Here is a 20,915-nt window from a genome sequence, read left to right as displayed (position 1 = left end):
TAGGTACGTAGTATTAGCCATGGCAAACTACGTATGGCGACCAGTCTATCAAAAAGCCGTTTAGTAGCGAAAAAGGAACCCGCAGGTGCGTACCCGACCCCGTTTATTTCGACTCCCGACTTTCCTACAGGCTGCTAGCGTGGGAGTAGCCAGTCTACTGCTCAGCGGCTGCTTTTATGCCAACACATCGCAAGCGCCGATTGCCACGACGTATCCTTATACTGAACAGCAGCGCATGCAGGCAGCGCATCACTGGGATGTCCTGGCCCGCCACGAAGCGACCAGCATTTTACAACGTGAGCGCGTACGCAATCGCGACTTATATATCAGCGCCGCTGACGATAATGATGTGAGCACTTACCGCGGCGGCGAGTTTGGCCGCGGCTTTCGCACCCTGCTAACCAGCGAACTGGTCTCACGCGGTGCCAACCTGACCACCATCCCCACCGTCAACGGGGCCATCATTACCGTCGATGTGGATGTGGTTGAACACCGCGACCGAGGTTTTGTTCGCCCGCCCACCGGCGCGTTTACTGCACTCACCGCGGGTGTTGCTGTGGCGACTATCCCCATTAACCACTGGGCCGAGCCAGCGCTGGGCTTGATTCCTGCGGGCATACTCGCCGATATTACCAGCGGCAGTTGGACCAATACCGGCAACGAAGAGATCATCGTGACCACACAGATCATTGATGGCGAACGAATTCTCTACTCATCCTCCAACATTTACTACATCAATGCTGGTGATCGCCGCCAATATGCTCCTCACAGCATACCGCGGGCGCCTGTCACGCCCACCGTTTCCATCACAGATACATGGTAATTTCATGCTGACGACCTTTTTTACCACCTGGCGCCCTCGCTCAACCCATTTTGCAACCCGCGTGGCGACCTTGGCCATCGTGCTACTGTTACTCACTGGCTGTAGCACACTGGGTAATGCCAACAACACTAACGCCGAGCCGGAACCTGACCTTTCGGCGCTGGCTCACGCCGCAGCCGAGCAAATGATGACCAGCAATCCCGAGCTGGCACGTTACAGCCCCATGATCGCGGCGACGTTTGTGAGTATCGACAACCTGAGCCAATCATCAACGCTTGGACGTATTAGCTCTGAATTAATGGCGTCAGCGCTAGCCCGCCAAGGGATGCAGGTTCGCGAAGTTAAAATGCGCGACAGCATGTTTATCGAAGAGAATGTGGGAGAGTTGATTCTGTCACGCCAAGTGCAGCGGCTTAGCGCCCAGCATAACGCCCGTTCCATATTGATGGGCACCTATGCTCAAGGGCAGGACTATGTCTATGTGAGCGCTCGGGTAGTACGCGCAGGCGATGCCATGGTGCTCGGCACCGCCGATTTCCGGCTGCCGCTCAATAACAACACCCGCAGCCTATTAGAAAGCCAAGGGGGCTGGTAAGCGCAGATTGCTTCACTTCGTTCGCAATGACACCTCTATGTCATTGCGAGGAGCGCAGCGACGCGGCAATCTCTGTTTGCGGTGGCAGTTCAACCCCAGATTGCTTCACTTCGTTCGCAATGACACCTCTATGTCATTGCGAGGAGCGTAGCGACGCGGCAATCTCTGTTTGCGGTGGCAGCTCAACCCCAGATTGCTTCACTTCGTTCGCAATAACAGCACCTATGTCATTGCGAGGAGCGTAGCGACGCGGCAATCTTTGTTTGCGGTGGCAGTTCAACCCCAGATTGCTTCACTTCGTTCGCAATGACACCTCTATGTCATTGCGAGGAGCGTAGCGACGCGGCAATCTCTGTTTGCGGTGGCAGCTCAACCCCAGATTGCTTCACTTCGTTCGCAATAACAGCACCTATGTCATTGCGAGGAGCGTAGCGACGCGGCAATCTCTGTTTGCAGTAGCAACTCAACCCTAGATTGCTTCACTTCGTGCATAATGACACCTCTATGTCATTGCGAGGAGCGTAGCGACGCGGCAATCTCTGTTTGCGGTGGCAGTTCAACCCCAGATTGTTTCACTTCGTTCGCAATGACAAAAGGATGTGACTCGCAGCAACAGACGCTGGGCAGCTTACTTTAACCACCCTCGGGTGAATTTTCGGGTAAAAACACGGTGACTGCATGCTTGTGCTTCAGCGCCATGGCTTCAATAGCGGTTTTAAGCGCTCGCCTTGCAGTATCATCACCATGAACGAGACGAACCTCCCGCGGCCAATGACGCATACGTTTGATAAAGGTAAGTAAATCACGCTGGTCCCCATGGGCAGAGTAACCGCCAATCGTGGTTATCCCAGCGCGAATATCAAAACGCACGCCATCTAGCACCACCCAGCCGCCCCGTGGGCCATAGCGCTGGATATCGCGCCCCGGCGTGCCTGCACCCTGGTAACCCACAAACAGTACTTGATGACGCGAATCACCCAGCATGGCTTTTAAATAATTCATCACCCGCCCACCGGTACACATACCGCTGGCGGCGATCACTACTGCTGGCCTGCCACTGTCAGCTAAATAACGTACCGTTTGTTCATGCTCTTCATGGCTGTCCACCGTGTACAGCGCATCAAAATTTAATGGGTGCCGCCCTGCTTGCAAGCGTTTCTGTGCCTCGTCGTCCCAAAACGGCTTTAACTCTCGGTACACCTGAGTAAATCGAGCCGCTAACGGAGAGTCCACAATGATCTCTAACGACTGCCAAAGCGATCCCTGGCTTGCACCGTGGATAATATTTTCCAACTCGTAGAGTAGCTCCTGAGTTCGGCCAATACTAAAGGCAGGAATAATAACCGTGCCCTTATTGTTTAACGCCTGCTCAATAGAACGCTTCAGCAAGGTGGTTCTCTCATCACGACCTTCATGCAGTCGGTCGCCATAGGTAGACTCCAATACCATTACATCTGCCCTGGGCGGCGACTTAGGCGCAGGCAACAATGGCGCATGGACCGAACCCAAGTCACCAGAAAACACCACCCGTTCACGGCGCTTGGTGTGGGGTTCACGCAAGGCGACCTCAACATAGCGAGCGCCGAGAATATGCCCCGCACGCTGAAGTTTGAGGTTAACTGAAAGAGAAGACGAATCTACGACAGAGTGCCACTTGGCTACCTCCAACGGCACCAGCTGCTGCTCTACTCGCTGAAGAAACTGGTCAATTAAACGCGCATTGCGGGTAAAGCCAATTTTCAGGGCATCTTCAATCACTAACGGCAATAGCTTGGCCGAGGGGAGTGAACAAACAATCGGCCCGCTATAGCCCGCGGCGAGCAAATAAGGCAACCGCCCCACATGATCAATATGTACGTGAGTAATGACCAACGCTTTTACCTTTGAGATATCAAAATCAATAGTGAGCTGATCGAAGCTATCCTGCTGGGCGTCTTCGCCTTGAAACAAACCACAATCAATTAATAGTGAACACTCACTATTAACAACAAGTTGATGGCAACTACCGGTCACCCCGTTTGCACCACCGCGATGAATAATAGTGGATAATGAACATTCAGAGTTATTCATCGTCATGGTTATCTCTCCAAGCAGCGCTACTAATAGCCTTAATCTAATTTAACAAGGACTAATGATAGATCGACGATGCGATAAAAGAGAATAAAAGGCAATGTTTAATTAGCAAAAGCCCGCCAACACCTTTTGGGTGATGGCGGGCATATAGCGTTACTTGCAGCGTTCATTAACGTTTTACATTAGGCTTTATACGAAAATTGGCTAGCTGTAAAAACGCTTTCCACTGGAAGAGCCACAGGGTTTAAAGCTTAAAACGTATAAGTAACGCCCAGCACCGCTACCGGGAACACGGGCAGTTTATCGATATCGTCTTTCAGTTTTTGCTCTTCAGCACGAATGTCCTGCTGAAGCCGAGGGTCGATGTTCTCGAAGCCATTCGTTGTGCTCAGGGAAACATCAATATTGGTGGCTACCACACCGAACTCGGAGAAGAACGAGAATCCGCTTTGGTGCGAGCTGCGCCACCCAAGCCCTACATAAGGCTGGGTACCATCCGAGACAGTCGCAGTACCCACGACAGAGCCAATGGCAGCGGCATTATACGGATTGTTGTTAAATTCATAGGTTCTGCCACCATCATCTGGCGTACCGACCACGTTCGCCTCGATGTCCGGCATCATGATGCCTGCCGACAGGAAGAAACTACCACCGAAGGGGAAGTAATCCATCTTGAGGCTAGAGGCTTTCATGTCGAAGTCAGCGTTGTACTTCACGCCATCTTCATTGAAGTCAGTATCTAAATTCAAACCATCGGTATAACGTGCTGTTACGGCTAGGTTTTCATGAAAACGCCAAGAGGCATCGGCACCAAACCCGGTGGTACCGGCGATGGCGGATACCGACACTTTGTTGTCATATGCGAAGCTGCTATTGGCGAGCATCATCACCGTGGCAGCGCTGACGGCTAAGCTGAGTGTTTTTTTCATTTTTGTACCGTTTTCCCATGAACAATTTATCGGTCTTGTTTGTCCGCAGAAAACCTCCCTTTAAAGCTTTCTGAAGACCTATTATTAAGTCGAGCGTTGTCTTATAACCGATAAATCTTACTTCAACATCCGTTTGTCTTGTGTAGAGAATTGTCTTGTTAATTGTAAGTGAACGCTTACATTTTTAGCCTAATGCGTGAGGGTTTCTCCTGGTGAATACCGTAAAGCTTCCCCATAGCACGGCAAGCAAAAAGGCATACATCATCACCCCACTGTTATGCCCCAAAAACACTTGGGAAAAACCGAAATCGATATACGCCACAGGCAGTAACACGCCAGCCACGGCAAGCGAGCGTAGCTCAAAATCCTTTGATGTTAGTTGCGTTGCGAAAAGCCGCATGGGAATAAGGTAGAGCGCCAGCAGCACAGCAAGGCCTATTACGCCGCGCTTAGCAAACGCATCAATGAACTCATTGTGCGCGTGACCAAATTGTGTGACCACTTCATCAACCACACCCTTATCTGCCAATGCTTGCATGCCTTGTTGATAACCGTTGTCACCCCACCCGGTGAGCGGCTTTTCAACTATCAAGTGGTAGGCACCACGCCACATCTCAAAGCGCGCCCCCACCGAGGTATCAGGGTTGCCTTCCGATATATAAAGGCTAACGTCATTAAAAGCTTCATGTACCCGCAGTTGAACACCGGTTTGAGGCAGTAGATACATCATTAAGCCGCCCACTAGCACTAGCAGTAGCGCGCCTACTTTTAACATTCCTGGCAATTGGCGCCCGTAACCACGGTAGAGTACCAAAAGGACAAACGGTAAACCGACCCACCCCCCGCGGCTGCCCGAGAAAAGCGACCCAAGCACGCCTGCCAATGACCCTACCAGCAAAAAAGCCACCCAGAACCTGCGATGGGGTTGTACGGCTGCCCAACCCAGCCCTGCCAAACAGAGTATTCCTAGCAGCATGCTCAGGTTGCCGAACTGAATAACGTAGGTATAACCAGTCGCTCGGCCTACCCCCTCAAAGAACTTTTGCCAACCTGCCCAACCGCCTGCCCCGAGTGCCCCCAAGGCTAAGCCACTCCACCACCAGCTTAATCGAGGTGGATAAGCCATTATCAGCAGCATGGCTGGAACGGCCAGCAGGAAACGGCTGGGCTTGTCGAGCCCACTTGAGCTTTGACCATCCCACCAGACTTCTAGCATGTTGACGGCGGCATAGGCCAACATAGCAGCGATGACCAGCCAATCACGACGGTTCAAGCCCAATGCAGGCCGCTTGTAAAGCAATGCGATGCTGCCTAGCAAAAGCATAACGGCCCCCACCGAGTACCCCGAAGGCACGATCAACGCAATAGCGCCCAACAGGAAGACCGCAAGGCTGGTATAAAGCCGCAGGGGGGGTAACGTCGCTATCGAAGCAGGGAAAGTCATGGCGGGCGGAACGTCCAATAAGAAAATCAGAGGCCAGAAACGAGAATAGCCAGCTAAAAAGCTGGCTATTCTAGCACTGAATTGGCCCCGACTAACTAACGGCAAGCCATCAATGGCTTAATAAGCATTTGGGTTCATGAAGCCTTTAATAATCGTTAGGGCAATAATGCGTAAATCCAACCAGAGCGACCAATTGTTGATATACCATAGGTCATGTTCGACACGCCTTTCCATTTTGTCGAGCGTATCGGTTTCTCCCCTTAAGCCATTGACCTGCGCCCAACCGGTGATACCCGGCTTGACCTTATGGCGCTTCATGTAGGACTCAACCAGTTCTTTATACTGTTCATTGTGAGCTAATGCATGAGGGCGCGGCCCCACGATAGACATACGCCCTTGCAACACGTTATAGAACTGGGGTAGCTCATCAAGTGAGGTACGGCGCAGCAGTGCACCAAATTTAGTCACACGTGGGTCGCCCCGGCTCGCCTGAGTAACGTGGCCGCTCGACTCTTCGTGCACTTCCATAGAGCGAAATTTATACACTTTAAAGCGTTTGCCATTGATTCCCATGCGGTGCTGTTTGAACAACACCGGCCCCGGCGATTGGCATTTAAGAATTACACCAATCACCAAGCACAGAGGGAGCGATAACAACAGGAAGATCGAACCGAGCACAATATCTTCAATGCGCTTAACGAAACGCGCCGTTTCCACCATCGGAGTCACGCTAAGGTCGATAGCGAAACGACCGGCGACTTCACTGATCTGATGGTTAAGCAATTGAATCTCACCAAATTCCGGAATGAAGCGCACTTCTACCGTCTGATGGCGCAGGGCATGCACAATCTCGCGCACAGTACTGCCCATTTCCAGCGGCAGACAGATCCATACTTCTCGGGCATCCGATGACTCCACACGGCGCGCTAAGCATTCCAGAAAGGTACGATCTGGGCTGTCCTTCAAACGCTGAACACCGGCAATGGCAAAGCCTTCGCCAGGCGATTGCCGCATGCTTTTGGCTACATTGAGCAAGTTCGAGCCTGGACCGACCAGGAAGACACCGCGCAGGTTCTGCCCCTTTGCACGTGCGTACTTCAAGACCAGCATGATCGCGACACGGACGCCACCCGCCAGCCCCAATGAAATGAGCATCGTCATGCCCAACCACAGGCGAGAATAACGTACCGAGGCTTCGGCCAAATAGATGATCGATGCCGCGGCAATGGTTACTCCTAGCCAAACACCCACCAATCGAAAAAGGATGGTCGATAGCTGAGTAGTGCGCCAACGTATATAAGCGTCATCAATGAAATTAGCCATCACTACAAAAATAGAAACCAGGAATAATCCGACAACGAAGCGCTCATGGATATCGAAATTCCCAAAGCGTAGATAGTAGGCAATAAAACCGCCTACAAAGACAGCGAGCGAATCGATGAATGGTACGAACACTTGAGCGGGATAACGCTCAGTGATTGGACTACGTTTATTTTGCTTCACAAAGCCAACAACTCCCTAACCCAACTGATCCATCAGCAAAATGGTTAAGACACGTAAAGGCTCAACCTGCACCGGCTCGGAAAATGTTGTCAAGTAACGATCATGAGCCATTCCCTGCCCTCCAGTTGCTCAGTAATAAAATGTGTATATTGCTGCCTCTGATTTCAATGCCGTAAGAATACCAATTCAATTACCAGGTTCACACTGGGCAGAGGCGCCCATGATGATCAGGTAGGGTCTGCAAGGTATATCAAGCATATATTTTGTTAAGAAAAACAATCAAATAAACACATTATTTCTTACAAACGTAGCGCTGGGAAATGGGCAAAAATATTCCACCTACGTTGCGGTGTACCAATACCTGTCTTTTTAGGCTCTGTCTGAAAACTGGCTGTGCTCGATCATACGGCGTTAAAAATCGGCTCAAAGTACTCATTTACAACCTGTAAACTCCGTCTTTTCGCCAATTTTTGCCTTGTCTGATCTTCGCTCGCCGACTTTTCAGACAAAACCTAGATAGGGCAAGCATGCCGAAGATTAGTGACCACTGCAAAATCAGGCAGGATAGTAGCGAATCAGCAAGTCATGGTAGCTATCCAAGATTTTTGGCCATGTAAACTGCTGGTCAAAACGTTCACGACTAGCAGCGTTCATCTCGAGGATTTTATCATTAGCGGGTAATAAATTATCGAATAAATCAGTAAGGGTCGCTGCCCCTTCAAAGTACATAGCAGCAGAACCAGCTACCCAGCGAGTATAGACATTATCGTGAGCTAATACAGCGCAACTTGCGCCCAAGGCTTCTACCAAAGAAGGGTTCGTACCGCCTACTTGATGGCCATGCACATAAAAACGGCTATGGAATCGGAGACAGCTAACGATACCGGCATCGTAAATGCCTCCTAAAAATAAAACTTCATCGCTAGCAGCTGACATTACTTCGTTATGATACTTATTATCGTCAGGCAAAAAATTGCCTAGCACGACTAAAAAATGATTTCTGTGACGAGCACTAAACGCTTGGACAATTTCTAATAACGAATTTTCGGGCTCAGGTCTTGCAACCACCAAGGAGAAATTATTGGAAGTAACACCATAGGGCTTCAGTAACTCAGCATCCGCAGACACAATTTTTTGTCCGCCATAAGGAATCATAGTGACCTTTTCATCATCAACCTGTGGGAATAAATGCTTTTTTATTTCAGGATGATCGGCAATTAGATGATTAGCCACCCAGCACGCTATTCTCTCGTTAATTCTAAGCCAGGTTTTAGCCAACACACCCCATTTAGCACGCCGCCATTCAACACCATCCATATTGAAAATATTGACCTGCCCTTTCAGCCTATGTAAAGCACTGAAAATGGCAGTGTTATAGCCTAGAGTGAGAAATATACCGTCTTGTGACAACGCGTGAAAAACGGCCTTGCCATCAAAGACAATGGTGCCTAATGAACCAGAAACGCTGACCGGCACATGTATTCGCCGTATACCTTGCCAAGTACTTTCCCAGATAGAGGTGCCACTATCTTCTTGGCAATATACGGTCACTTCCCAGCCTTTATCAGCTAAGTAACAAGCAAGATGCTCAGCAAACGTTTCAAAACCACCATAGCGCGCTGGAATACCGCGAATACCTAAAATACTAATTTTGTAACTCAACGTTTGACTGCCTTCTGGAATAAATAGGAGATCAATACAAACAGGGCCGACACAAAAAAGGCAGGCAACACAAACAAAAAAACGAAAAACCCAAACAACCTTCTTACAAAACTCATCCTAGTGCTGGGTATGATCTCCAGCAGTTTGTTGGCACTTTTATGCCAATAAAAGCCCGCAGCTAGCTTTTCCATAGCGCGGCGCATATTATTAACCGTATCAGGAGAATGGCTTAGCTCAACGAGTATGCCAGGCAAATTTTCAAGCGTAGTCGCTTTGCCTGCACCGGAGTGATCAAGCCTTGCCCCCCACTCACTATCTTTATTTTGAATAATGGGTAACCCGAGCGTCAAACAATCAAAATTACGGGTGCGCGATGCATAATCATTTTCATACCCCTCGCCCCCCCATACCAATGAAATATCAAACCCTGCCCAATACTCCATCCGCTTTGAAAAATCGACCCAAGGCAAAAAGAAAATATTACCATGCACAAAGTCTGGCATTTTAGAGGCGATGTCTTTTTTGGTTTCGTTTTCAGCACCAAACAAAATAAGCTTTATATTTTTATTTTCTTTAATGGCCTTTGACACTGCCCCTATCACGGCATCCATGTCAAACCACCCATAGGCCCCACCCAACCAACCTATCAAAAAATCAGACTGGGTAAACTCTTCGCCAGCAAGCTTGCCAAGAAGATGGCGGCTATTATCTTGTTGACTGTTAGCAGCTACCTCCTCACAGCCAAAGGGAATAATATGAATGCGGGAAAATTCATGGGTTGACCAAAAAGGGGCCATCATGCCGCGCATCAAATCCAACTGGCGTTGATTGGCCACAATGACAGCATTAAAAAACATGACACCGAAAAAACTTCGTGCCACATTAAAATAAGATTTAATCAAAAGTTTTAATTTATTACTTTTTGTTTTTTTAACAACTTCATCCAACTCGATCCAATGAGGCACATAGCAATCCAGGATAATACTCTTGCCTAGAAAACCAGCAATCGAAGCCAACAACATTACTATTGGCCCACCGCCATGTAAAACAATAACATCTGAAGCAAAAAAGGCCCTTAACAGAGCTATAAAATTTGATACTGGTATGAAATGGGATTTGTTGGGTATTCCTTTATCATCCCCAGCCCGACCACATAAATATACTTCTTCCCCATACTCAATCAAACTTTTGGCGAGAGAATAGTAGCGTAACTCTGGGCCTCGTAAAGTTGAACCAAAACTGCCTTTATACAATAGAAGAAACTTCATTTTATACGCTTAACCTAAAAGTTAAAATTCGGATAGTGCTAACCAACCTCATAGAAAGAACTTAAAAAAGCACATTGTACGAAAATCTATTTCTTTCCAATATGTGCAGCCATTAAAATATTCAACCTCAATTTCTTTTATAAAGAGTTGTATTGTGAATAGAAAATGAACTGCATGTCGTTGCATCATGTAAATCTATTCTAATGCTTTCTATTTTATTTAGAAGATACCAACGTGGAGCAGAATCAAGTGGAACAATCACTGTTCCATTCCTTGCGGTAAAAAACAAACTACTATCTTCTGAAATTCCAGCCCCACCCTCCCAGAAAATTTGAATTTTGGGTTCAGCGTTACTTTCACTGCAGCTAAAATCAAACTTAAGCAAACCTGCATCCTGTCCTGATAAGTTATATGATGACAAGTCATAAACTATAAAAGGGTCAGTTCCAGTGACTTCATAGCTATTAGCATTTTTAAATTCAAGATGGTTCGTTCCCAATGGTTTAATATCTTGTACTTTAGTCATCTTTGAATCCAAAGCTTCATTGGACATACCCCATGCAACAGGTAATTTCTCATAATCAATTCTGTGTCTTGAAAAAGCCGACTCAAATAATTCAACTTTTTTACTTCTACTTGGTAAAATAACATCACCCCAGTCACCACGATTAAGAGCCTCTTTCGACAAGCCTACAATAAGTCCATTTATTTCAATTGGTTCATAATTATCAATAATAAAGCGATATAAATAGTGATTACGAAGAGCTAAACCTCCGCCATCATGAATTACATTATTCGCTTCAAGTAAGGCTAATCGGGGAATATTTTCTTCTAGCAAACTAATAGCGTTTATTTGTTGCTCCGGACTAGGCATATTATATGGAGCTGTAACAGGAATTAATGGCCTCCTATCTAAATAAAAATATTGAGCATTTCTTGAAGATAAGTCTAAATAACTTTCCTTTGGTTCTAACATATCGTCGAGTACGCCGCTCAAATTATTAAGTCTTACCCAATGATCTTCATGAATTTTCGCGCGTCCTATATTACTTAATTTTGTTTCTTGAGTATTTTTTAACTGACCTACATTGATAAAAGCATTCGACGAGGTAAGTAAAGGAGAAAAAGAAAGAGGAACATATTTTAACAAAGAAGCTAGAAAAACCATACCGATTATAAGCCATATACGATTATAGTGGTTTAATAGTTGCCAAACCACCAAACTCATAAAACCAACAATTAATAATATACCAGTCAAACCAGTTCTTGAAAAATAACCAGGATCAATTCTACCCATTGAATAAGGTATTAACAAAATCGAAAAAAAGAGTGTAGCTAGTAAAGGTAAAGTTAAATGAGCCTCTAATCGATTTTTTTGGTGTAAAAAATATAACGAAAAAAGCATTACTGTCGGCACCACAACCCAAGACATACGAACTGCCTCAAATAAAAGTCCATCACTATCAACGCTAATCGACCACGGGATGCCGTAAGCAATTTGATTTATTGCGCCATTAACTAAAACATAATTAATTATGGATAAAACCATTTCTCCGAGAGGAGTAATAACATATACACTGGAAATAATTAAAATAATTAAAATAATTAAAATAATTAACTTAACCGAAGCCCAATCTTTATACCTAACAGTTTCAAACAAAAAATATATAGGAAACACTCCAGATGAAGCCACTAGCAAAACACCTTGAGCAGGCACTCCTAATATCACTAATGGTGCGGTAATAAACCATACAACTGACCATTTCACTTTATTCTTAATTAAATCTTTTCGAAACCAGACCGCTGCAAAAAAAGCTAGAAACAACAAATCTAATCTTCCCCCTAAGAAAAAGACAATTAAAGAGGTAAATAATAAGCTTTTAGTGAAACTAAAAACTGCAAAAAACAATATTATTGTTAGCAAAGCAAAAGCCAGTCGCTGAGACTCAGCTATACTAGCAGCTGTACCATCATAAAAAATAAAATTTAAGAATCCTGCAAAATCATTATTTACTAAACCATGTGATGGAAAAAAATCTATGTATGGTATATAGCCCTGAAGATAGGTCCACCAACCTAAGAGATACTCACCAAAGTGATAGTCATCTGGTGAAATAATAGGAGGATTTGTATTTCCAAATTTCATCGCGATGAGAAGTGCAGCTAAGGCTAACGGAGAAAAATTTTTATAACAATTTAAATCTTGCCCATATTTAATATAGCGCCGAATAATATCAATAAACCCTAGAAGCATTAAACTAATAACTAAGGCAATAAAAAAAACACTGGTATTATAAGTGGATATTTTACCGTCTAACTCTATTAGTTTTGCTGGGTAAAGTGTTAAAAATAATAGAGGAAGGGAAATTTGTCCTATGAATATAATTTTTTTTAAATTCTTATAGTACAACTCTCTATTATAAACTAAAAAAAACATAAAAATTAAAAATGCAACAAGAAAAAAACCAATAATCCATTTCTTAACAAGAGAAATATCAATACCATCTCTAGCTAAGTCAAATGAAAAAATATTGAATACCACTGAAAAACTTAGAGGACTTAATGAAAAAAACAAAACCATCAACAGTCCAACAGACAGCTTCTCAACATTAATATTTTCTTGCTTTATTAACGAAAACCAAACGCATATAGTTAATGCTATAATACCTATAAGTGATACTACTATAAAATCTTCACTTAACCTATCATGAATAAGGATACTACTAACTGCTGAAAAAGCAGGCAGAGACCATAATACAATATGGTACGCAAAAGCTATACCACCTTCTACATCCAAAGAATTGAGTCTTTTAAAAAGGCTCATAAACATCACAAATATACCAAAAAAGCTGATTATGACTAAAGGAAATACAATTAAATCCTGGCTTTTAGTCATTGCTGTCCATGTAACATATCCCGCAATAAAATCAGGATATTTTATTGCAGGAGTAACTTGTAACATAGTAAAAAGCAACAATGCCACCCAAACTAGTGCTGCAGTTGAAATTGCTAACTTTTGAATATTAAGAATTCTCATTTAATTTACCCAAAGTAATATACAATGCTAACTAACATTTATAAATCAGCTCATTTATAGAAAAAAATCTTAATGCCCATTTACACCCAAAAGCGTGATATTTATTGCAATAAAATCATAATCACTTGTGCTTAGCGTAAATAATAAAAACTAAAAAAAGGATCAGCTATAATGAACCTTAATTGTTAGTCAAGCGAGGTATTTTTTTGTTGTAATTTTAGCATTAAATATTATTGTACTTACCTGAGCAGGCTCGAAACAACGTGGTTAACACAGCAAAATTACCTTTAAGTCCACTGATTTTTGTTGGAACTTCACCAGTCGGGTATCGCCTAATTGTGGGCAACTCTTTGCAAGTAAACCCAAGTTTAGGGGCCCTATATGACATATATGCAAGAAGCTCATAGCTGTCAAAAATATCACGAAAAATTGCCATTTTTGGGTCAAGCAACATCTTCCTACTATATGCGCGAAATCCCTGCGTTGTATCTGTCCACTTAAACCCTGAAGCCAAGCTCAAGCAAGGCGCGTGAATATATTTAATCGCAAGATCCCGTGATTTTGGAGTGTTTTCTGCAACTCCTCCTGGCAAAAAGCGAGATGCCTGGACAAAATCAACTCCCTCTTCTAAGGCTTCGATAAACCGCGGAATCGCTTCAGGATCATCCTTGTCATTTCCATCAATAGTGATGATGCCTTGATAGTCGTGATCAAGCGCGAAGGCATACGCACATCTGAGCTGAGCACTTAATTTACCCGGCCCTGTTTTCACAATAAGACCGCTGACTTCTACTTGCTTGAGTGCTTCAAGCTCTAGTGAACCATCCGTGCTTCCACCATCCACAATAATAATGTCAGCAATTTTTGAAATCTGATGTTCCTTCATTCTTTTCAACAGGTTTTTAATGCGATCGCCTTCATTGATGACCGGCATTACGACACAGTAAGAATGATTTTTGCCCAACCAAAGAGGGACATCCATAGCGGGTACTTGCCATGCTTCCCTATCTTCTGGAGAAGGCGTTTCTAGGTTATTAATTGAATTCATGCGACACGCACCGTAATAAGTGCCACCCCGACTATTACCAGGAATATTCCGGCAACGGTCGTCCAGTGGAAAGGTTCACGAAATAAGAAAATGGAAAAAATAGCTACTGTGGCGATTGCACCAGAAGTCAAAACCGGATGCGCAACATTAAGAGGTAGTCGAGCAAGCGACGCGGCATATAGTAAAAAAGCTGCACCATATAGAAAAAGACCAACCCAGAACGGCCAATTGGTAAGTGCAGCCATGGGGTCTGAAAGCGATGGGAATTTTTTAGGTGGCATCATTGCCATTTTAACAAGAACGCTAGCAGAGGCATTAGCAAGGATGCCTAGTAATAGAATTGACCACTTCATTCTTGAGTGCCCTGTGCTGGGCGGTAGTGGCTGGACGCATAGGTAAGCGCCCGCTCAATGGCCACAAGGTGTGGTTCATCTTTTGTCGCCACCATTTCAACAGTAACTATATGATTTGGTAGATGCCGATTTATAACTTTGTGTATGGAAGAGTGATTAGTACCACTATCGCCAAGTGGGACGAGATTTGGCTCGCTGGCATGCACATGGCCGATCAAATCGGTGCTATCCGTCAACACTGTCTCGATTGATTCACTATTTATCGTTAGTGCGCCAGTATCTAGCTGCATTTTAATAGCGGGATGGTCGATACTCCTTACCGTTTGCGCGGTTTCTCTGCTTGTAGTCATGAAGTTAGCGCCATAGCAGGTTGGGTTTGATTCTAAACAGATCACTACTCCCTGCTTGAGGGCAATATCACCTAGACGCCGGAAGAACAATACCGCTTCGGTCTGCGATCGCTCATCACTCAAGCCTGAACGGTCACGATTTTTGGGTGAACCAAATACTAAGCGAGTCGCACCAAGGCCAGCCCCTATACGGCAAATCGCTTCTAGCTGTTCGAGTAAGGCGTCTTGAACGTCAGGTGTGCCAAATACATTCAAGCCGACAGTGCCAAACAAAAGTGACTGCATTCCAGTAATTTCGATGCCACGATCAGACCACCAGTTTTTTACCTTTGCTATATCAGCTTGGGTCGCTTTGGCAGGTTCAGGGAAATACTTACCGGGTGCTACATCAATAGCATCCACACTGTATTTCTTCAGAAGATTGGCAACAACTTCATCTTCGGCTATATCCCAGGCAATATTCGATATGGCAAGCCTCATTACGCCTCCCCTTCTTTGCCATTTAAGGTGACGGGTTCTGACTGAGCGTATGCACGAATCGCTTGAATCGTTTCGTGCTTACTATATTGGTGCTGGCCAGGCGCGCCAAAGAGATCGGCATAACGTGTTTTCATGTCATAACTAGCTGGTACATTGCCAAGCTCTTGAGTAAATGATCGCCCAAAGCTTTGAAGCGCAACTTCACTGACACTGATAGGCTCAGCAGTTAGATGCACAAGTTTTAGGTCATTCTGAAGTGCTGTTTGAATGTCGTACCAAAGGTTTACCATCGGGTAGAACTGTAATACCCCACGGCTTTCAATTGCATTAAGATTATTATTGTTAAGAAAGTCAAAAATCGCGTTTTTTCTAAGACCTGGGCCTACTAAGCCAGGTAGGCGCACGATCAAGTGCTTAGGAAAATGCTCTTGAACGAATTTCTCAAGCAACCTCCGGTGAAGACCGTAGGCATGGAGCCCTTCTTCCTCAATTGGGGTAGCCTCATCGACATCGACAGGTTTTTTGAACACATCAACCGTGCTAATCAATATAAACATATCGCACTTGATTGTTTTCAAGTGGTTAATCAAAGATTCAATTTTGCTTTTGTCATCATCAGGGTTCTGGTTGGCTATCCACTTCTGAGCCGGTGCACCTGCACAAACTACAAAATTAAACTCCTGATTGTCGATCTCATGAATATTAGTTGAACGGTACAGTGCGTCAAATGACGTCTGCTTAAGAAGCGTACTTCCAACGAAACCCGAAAATCCGATAAGTGCGTTCTTCTTCATTAAATTACTCCGAGACGGCTTCAAACTTTTCTGTATCGAGCTGTTCTAGCACGTCATATATATTGTCAATTTTTCCGCCTAGCACCGAGTAGCATCCCGGCAGCTCAGCATGTTTTTCAAAAAGTATCGGGCGGCCATCATCTCCCTCATTCTTTTGCAGAACGGTTTTCACTTCAAACAGAGAGTCGACATGTTTGGCATCCAGCACCGAAGGTAGGTAACGCCCAACATCTCTAACCATACGATCAACACGCGAAACGTGATCGTACTCCTGCAGTTTTTTGTAAGGGTCGGCTCCTACTTCGTCTTGCCAACTGAAATGTGGGGTGTAACGAACATGTGAAAGCGTATGCAACCCTCTGGCAGGAAATGGCATCATGGAGAAGAACGGCCCATCCATGACCGTGACACCTATATCTTTAAGAGCAGGAGGTACTTGGATAAGTGCCATCTCCGTTATCTCATGCTTTAACTTTGTTTGCGTACCTGGAAAATGCCCGCCGAACTGATTTAATCCACTATAGGTACAGTTAAATACATATCGGCAGTGAACCGTACTTACATTGCCACTGTCATGGTGCGTTGTAACAACCATCCCTTTCCGCGCACTAGAGGCACGTGACATTGCAGATACGCTTGTCGAAAGCCTCACTTCTACGTTGGTTTGTGCCAACTCTTGTTTTGCCCAGGCTGCCAGTTTAGTGGAATCAAATGCGTACTCTTCAACACGAAACACTGACTCGATAAACTTAGGATCGAAAAGCTCTCTTAAACCATTTTCAGCTGGCTGTATATTTGCCCCGATCTCATGACAAAAACGCTCGAACTGTCGTGCCGTAACTTTCGAGTTACGTCTTGCAATGGCATAAAGCTTGGTGAAATCTTGCTTGACGGCATCAGGCCAATCTCGAACAAATCTTGGAAGATTTACACGACTACGGAATGCCGTTGTAAAGCTACGCGGATAATGATACCCATTATGGACACGCGCTTGATTGTGGTAAGAGGCACGGCTCAGCAACTTAGCTTCCTTTTCGACCAGGATAACTCGCCGTAAGCCCCTTTGCTTAGCCAAGTAGATAGCTATCGCCGCCCCATAAAACCCGCCGCCGATAACTAACGCATCTGCTTCTGACGAACTCACAACGCAGAGCCTTTGTACTCAGATGGGTTATTAGTGCCAATTGAACTAGGGCTCACTGTCTCAATATTCAGTTTTTCCTTCCGTGTCATACGAGCACTCGTAAACTCTTGCCCTACGTGATAGAGAGGGCCTTCGTTTGACAGGCTTGCCATGTGCAAGATGTACTCGCCCAGAACCAGGAGCACGAGTGAAATCAGAAAGAACATGCCTGATTGTTGAAGTGACAAGCTGATCCAGCCGGGAGCAACATCAGACTTGAATATTCCGACCCCAACGACATACATCGAGTACAGTAGGTTTGTGGCTGCTCCCATAAGAGATAGGCTCGTAACCAGCCGCATGGGTATCTGTGTGGTTGACACGAGCAAGCGCATTCCACGATCTATACTCTCGCCAAGCTTCTTTGTTCCTCCAGAGATAATAGGAGTAGCACTGTATTGCATGTTGATGCGAGCAAAACCGCCAGTCGCAGGTAAATACCTGTAGGTAACCGACGGTTGTGGGTGCTGAAGTATAAAGTTGATGACACGTTTGCTAAGTACTCTGTAGCTCGGTGCCTCTGTAGCAAGATGAATGCCTTTAAAGCTTTTATAAATTGAGTGAAATACTTTGAAGGCTACGCGATAAGCCGGACTTTGAAGCGGTTTTTGCTTATTATTGGCAAAAACAACATCTACACCATTAACGGCTTTATCGAGCATTTGAGGCAGAAAAGTAATGTCATCGATCAAAGGATCAATTACGGCAACAAAATCACCGAGGGCATTTTCTAAGCCGACCCATGCCATTACATCACTACTCACTTCTTTGGTTAAGGCGTAAACTTGGAGATTAGGCAGCCCTTCTTGATCAGTAAGTGTTTTAAGTACACTAACACTTTCATCCTCAGAAGCGTTATCAACAATAATTAACTCATAATCACTTACGTAAGTCGATATCTGCTGGCTTGCATTTCTTAAAATTCCGTCCAATTGCGCAGCCTGGTTGCGCACAACAAACACAACCGATAGAAAAACTGGATAGTAAACCATAATTGCATCACTCCGAGCTTGTTCATTGTGAATAAATTTTCAAATCGCTAATTAATATACGATTCTATATTTACTGAGTTTATGATTTTATTAGCATCGATAGAATACATATTAGCAAGCATAATTAATTTATCTTTGAACCACATTATAAAATTAATATTTACAAAAATTACACCAAATCCAACAATACAATAACTTAACTATGAGTTATTTAGCACATACCAAATAACCGCATTTTCACTGTTAAATACAGATAAGTAGAAGTATTGCGCACTCAGCTAACTAGAATCCAAAAAATTGTTATCAGCAAATCAAAAGCTTCAAAAATAATAATTAAAAGCTATTGCACATACATATATAGACATTATTGTTAGCTATTAAATAAAACCAGTTTGTCTTTAAAAAGTTATTGTTAATTATCACTACAAAAACTAACTAAACTCATCCAAATTTAGCACTTCATTTTAAACAGCCTGTCAATATTAGAGTCTAAACAATAAAGCCATATAAAAAAAATCAATATACACTTACTATATTTAAATAAACATTACTTTTATTTCCTAAAAAGATGTGTTCTGCACTGATGTTCGGGAGCTTCCCCATGCATCAAAATTACGAATTCCATTCGCAGAGAAAAAATTATCGCTATCTGAACTTATTGCAAAATCAATCAATTCGAAGCAAAGTTCTTGAAAATTTAAATTAACCCCTAATGCTAATTCAACCTCCGTACATTTTCTAGAAAAATCTAAAGCACCATTTAAAATTTCTAAAACAACGCTTTTAGTATTTAATGCAGTCGCACCTCTGCCCTGATCACGTACATACAAGACATCAAAATTGGCTTTCAAGTTATAGCCTATGACAGTATCTTCAGGCGCTGAAAAAAAGAGTTCAATAACCTCTCGGTTTCGATAGATTTCTTGTAGAGTTTTTGCTGAAAGAACATCAGAATTGAATAATGACTTCATAACCATACCATTTTTTTGGCGGCGATTTTTTTCATCATTCTCAGCGAGACAAAAGTAATAACCATAGACTTCAACATCAATCATTTGCTTGAGCGCACTCTCAAAAGACTCTTGGCTTGATCCACTCCATCCTACATCAACTAAAGCAATTCTATTACCAGAGCTAATACCGACATCGACAATATATAAATAAAGGGCTCTTCGATTTTCATCTGCAACTTTTAATATCTTTTTTCTCATGGCATAAAATAATGTTTTAATATCAGGTAAAGAGCTTTCCGTTACAGTAAAGTCTTCACTAAATCCAATGTCTGTAAGCAACTTACGAGGAGGTGGTGCCACACCAATTCTTTCGAAAACCTCTTCCACTTTAAGTCCATATGAACCAGAAACTAAGAAATCTATATAGTGAGCAAAATTTTCTGGTGTTATCGCAGCTAACGTAAAAGCAGTGCGAGACCCGACAAAATAACTAAACGGAATCTCAGAAGCCATTAGGCCTTTTTCTGACATCTTATATGCCGTAAATCCATCCCTTGATAAAAATAAGATTAGATCTATATTGTCATGGCTTGTCTGCTCTGCTACCCACCTCAAAAATCCTAGGTTAGCACTTCCTCCGTAAAGGAACCCTGCTTGTTTAGGCGTCAAAATATCTGATTTAGGTCTATCTGCTAAGAAAAGCCCTTTTATAAACGACCTTCCTAGATTTGGTTGATAAGTAGTTTGTTTGACGGGCGTCGATACATTTTGATTTTGATAAATATAGTGAAAAGCCTTTAAATTCTTGTTCTTTGCTTTTATATAGTCTGAGTCATAATTATCGCCTATATGTAAAATTTGCTCTGGCGACACTTCAAATTTATCAACTAATATAGAAAATAACTCTCCAGAATCTCTTTTAGTCGCTTGTTCATCACATGAAATAAACAATTCTACATGCATATCGAGATGCGGTTCTAAAACAGCACTAAAAAATCCTTGATTTAAATACATATCAGATGTAATAACGACCTCAAACCGAGGATCATTAATCAATTTTACGAAAAGTGGAAATAACTCTGGATTTGGAATCAGCAATAATGATTCAATTTCAAGTTCTGCTTCTTTTAGCGGTACTAAAGATAAATTTTCAGGAAAGCAAGAATATATATCGTCTAATGTTATTTCTTTATTACCTGTTTTTTTCATCCTAATAAAAGCTTCTTTTTGAGCATTAATTCTAATGTCTCGGAAATCAGGAATATTATACTTTTCAGCAATCAAATCAAAGACATCTTCAGGTTTAAAAATTTTTCTTAAAAAAAGTGTATCAAAGAAGTCAAAAGAAATGACGCGCACATCTTGCAATAAATCCATGAAATTAACTTCATCGAACGCAGACTCGATATTTAATTGATTTGGCATATC

At 43.6% G+C, this 20,915-nt stretch carries 16 protein-coding genes; 2 read left to right on the top strand and 14 right to left on the bottom strand.

Annotation, left to right across the window (positions count from 1 at the left end):
- Positions 1 to 85: 85 nt before the first annotated feature.
- Positions 86 to 823, top strand: coding sequence for a hypothetical protein (locus ACFFLD_RS09140; protein ID WP_386039339.1), 738 nt, complete (start codon positions 86 to 88; stop codon positions 821 to 823).
- 4 nt (positions 824 to 827) lie between these two features.
- The gene (locus ACFFLD_RS09135; protein WP_386039337.1) at positions 828 to 1,418 is read left to right on the top strand and encodes a FlgO family outer membrane protein; all 591 of its coding nucleotides are present in this window, start codon (positions 828 to 830) and stop codon (positions 1,416 to 1,418) included.
- Between the two features lie 633 nt (positions 1,419 to 2,051).
- Here the strand turns inward: ACFFLD_RS09135 and ACFFLD_RS09130 are convergent.
- The 14 genes from ACFFLD_RS09130 to ACFFLD_RS09065 all read right to left on the bottom strand — a co-directional run bounded on the left by ACFFLD_RS09130 (position 2,052) and on the right by ACFFLD_RS09065 (position 20,912).
- Positions 2,052 to 3,488: an MBL fold metallo-hydrolase gene (locus ACFFLD_RS09130; protein WP_386040421.1), complete on the bottom strand. Its 1,437-nt coding sequence runs from the start codon at positions 3,486 to 3,488 to the stop codon at positions 2,052 to 2,054.
- Positions 3,489 to 3,742: 254 nt separating this feature from the next.
- The gene (locus tag ACFFLD_RS09125; protein ID WP_386039335.1) at positions 3,743 to 4,420 is read right to left on the bottom strand and encodes a hypothetical protein; all 678 of its coding nucleotides are present in this window, start codon (positions 4,418 to 4,420) and stop codon (positions 3,743 to 3,745) included.
- A gap of 184 nt (positions 4,421 to 4,604) precedes the next feature.
- Positions 4,605 to 5,864, bottom strand: coding sequence for an O-antigen ligase family protein (locus ACFFLD_RS09120; RefSeq protein ID WP_386039333.1), 1,260 nt, complete (start codon positions 5,862 to 5,864; stop codon positions 4,605 to 4,607).
- Between the two features lie 117 nt (positions 5,865 to 5,981).
- Positions 5,982 to 7,367, bottom strand: coding sequence for an undecaprenyl-phosphate glucose phosphotransferase (locus ACFFLD_RS09115; protein ID WP_386039331.1), 1,386 nt, complete (start codon positions 7,365 to 7,367; stop codon positions 5,982 to 5,984).
- Positions 7,368 to 7,922: 555 nt separating this feature from the next.
- On the bottom strand, positions 7,923 to 9,029 hold the full coding sequence (locus ACFFLD_RS09110) for a DUF1972 domain-containing protein (protein WP_386039329.1): 1,107 nt from the start codon (positions 9,027 to 9,029) through the stop codon (positions 7,923 to 7,925).
- A complete protein-coding gene (locus tag ACFFLD_RS09105) occupies positions 9,026 to 10,297 on the bottom strand; it encodes a hypothetical protein (protein ID WP_386039327.1) in 1,272 nt (423 codons plus the stop codon). The genes ACFFLD_RS09110 and ACFFLD_RS09105 overlap by 4 nt, the downstream gene beginning before the upstream one ends.
- 127 nt (positions 10,298 to 10,424) lie before the next feature.
- Complete coding sequence (locus ACFFLD_RS09100; protein WP_386039325.1) at positions 10,425 to 13,334, bottom strand: hypothetical protein; 2,910 nt, start codon at positions 13,332 to 13,334, stop codon at positions 10,425 to 10,427.
- A 223-nt stretch (positions 13,335 to 13,557) separates the two neighbouring features.
- Positions 13,558 to 14,382: a glycosyltransferase family 2 protein gene (locus tag ACFFLD_RS09095; RefSeq protein WP_386039323.1), complete on the bottom strand. Its 825-nt coding sequence runs from the start codon at positions 14,380 to 14,382 to the stop codon at positions 13,558 to 13,560.
- The gene (locus tag ACFFLD_RS09090; protein WP_386039321.1) at positions 14,379 to 14,735 is read right to left on the bottom strand and encodes a DMT family transporter; all 357 of its coding nucleotides are present in this window, start codon (positions 14,733 to 14,735) and stop codon (positions 14,379 to 14,381) included. Before ACFFLD_RS09090 ends, ACFFLD_RS09095 begins: the two co-directional genes overlap by 4 nt.
- Positions 14,732 to 15,565, bottom strand: coding sequence for a sugar phosphate isomerase/epimerase family protein (locus ACFFLD_RS09085; RefSeq protein ID WP_386039319.1), 834 nt, complete (start codon positions 15,563 to 15,565; stop codon positions 14,732 to 14,734). The genes ACFFLD_RS09090 and ACFFLD_RS09085 overlap by 4 nt, the downstream gene beginning before the upstream one ends.
- Entirely contained in the window at positions 15,565 to 16,359 is a 795-nt protein-coding gene (locus ACFFLD_RS09080) for a hypothetical protein (protein ID WP_386039317.1), read from the bottom strand. Before ACFFLD_RS09080 ends, ACFFLD_RS09085 begins: the two co-directional genes overlap by 1 nt.
- A 4-nt stretch (positions 16,360 to 16,363) precedes the next feature.
- Positions 16,364 to 17,503 (bottom strand): FAD-dependent oxidoreductase, encoded by a 1,140-nt coding sequence (locus ACFFLD_RS09075; protein ID WP_386039314.1) that lies wholly within the window; start codon positions 17,501 to 17,503, stop codon positions 16,364 to 16,366.
- Positions 17,500 to 18,534, bottom strand: a complete 1,035-nt coding sequence (locus tag ACFFLD_RS09070) for a glycosyltransferase (protein WP_386039312.1) — start codon at positions 18,532 to 18,534, stop codon at positions 17,500 to 17,502. The genes ACFFLD_RS09075 and ACFFLD_RS09070 overlap by 4 nt, the downstream gene beginning before the upstream one ends.
- A 560-nt stretch (positions 18,535 to 19,094) precedes the next feature.
- On the bottom strand, positions 19,095 to 20,912 hold the full coding sequence (locus ACFFLD_RS09065) for a hypothetical protein (RefSeq protein ID WP_386039310.1): 1,818 nt from the start codon (positions 20,910 to 20,912) through the stop codon (positions 19,095 to 19,097).
- Between the last annotated feature and the right edge of the window lie 3 nt (positions 20,913 to 20,915).

It is taken from the genome of Vreelandella sulfidaeris, assembly GCF_042429665.1.
Classification (GTDB): domain Bacteria; phylum Pseudomonadota; class Gammaproteobacteria; order Pseudomonadales; family Halomonadaceae; genus Vreelandella.
The sequence above is the reverse complement of the archived record's forward strand: the minus strand, read 5'-3'. Positions and strand labels throughout refer to the sequence as shown.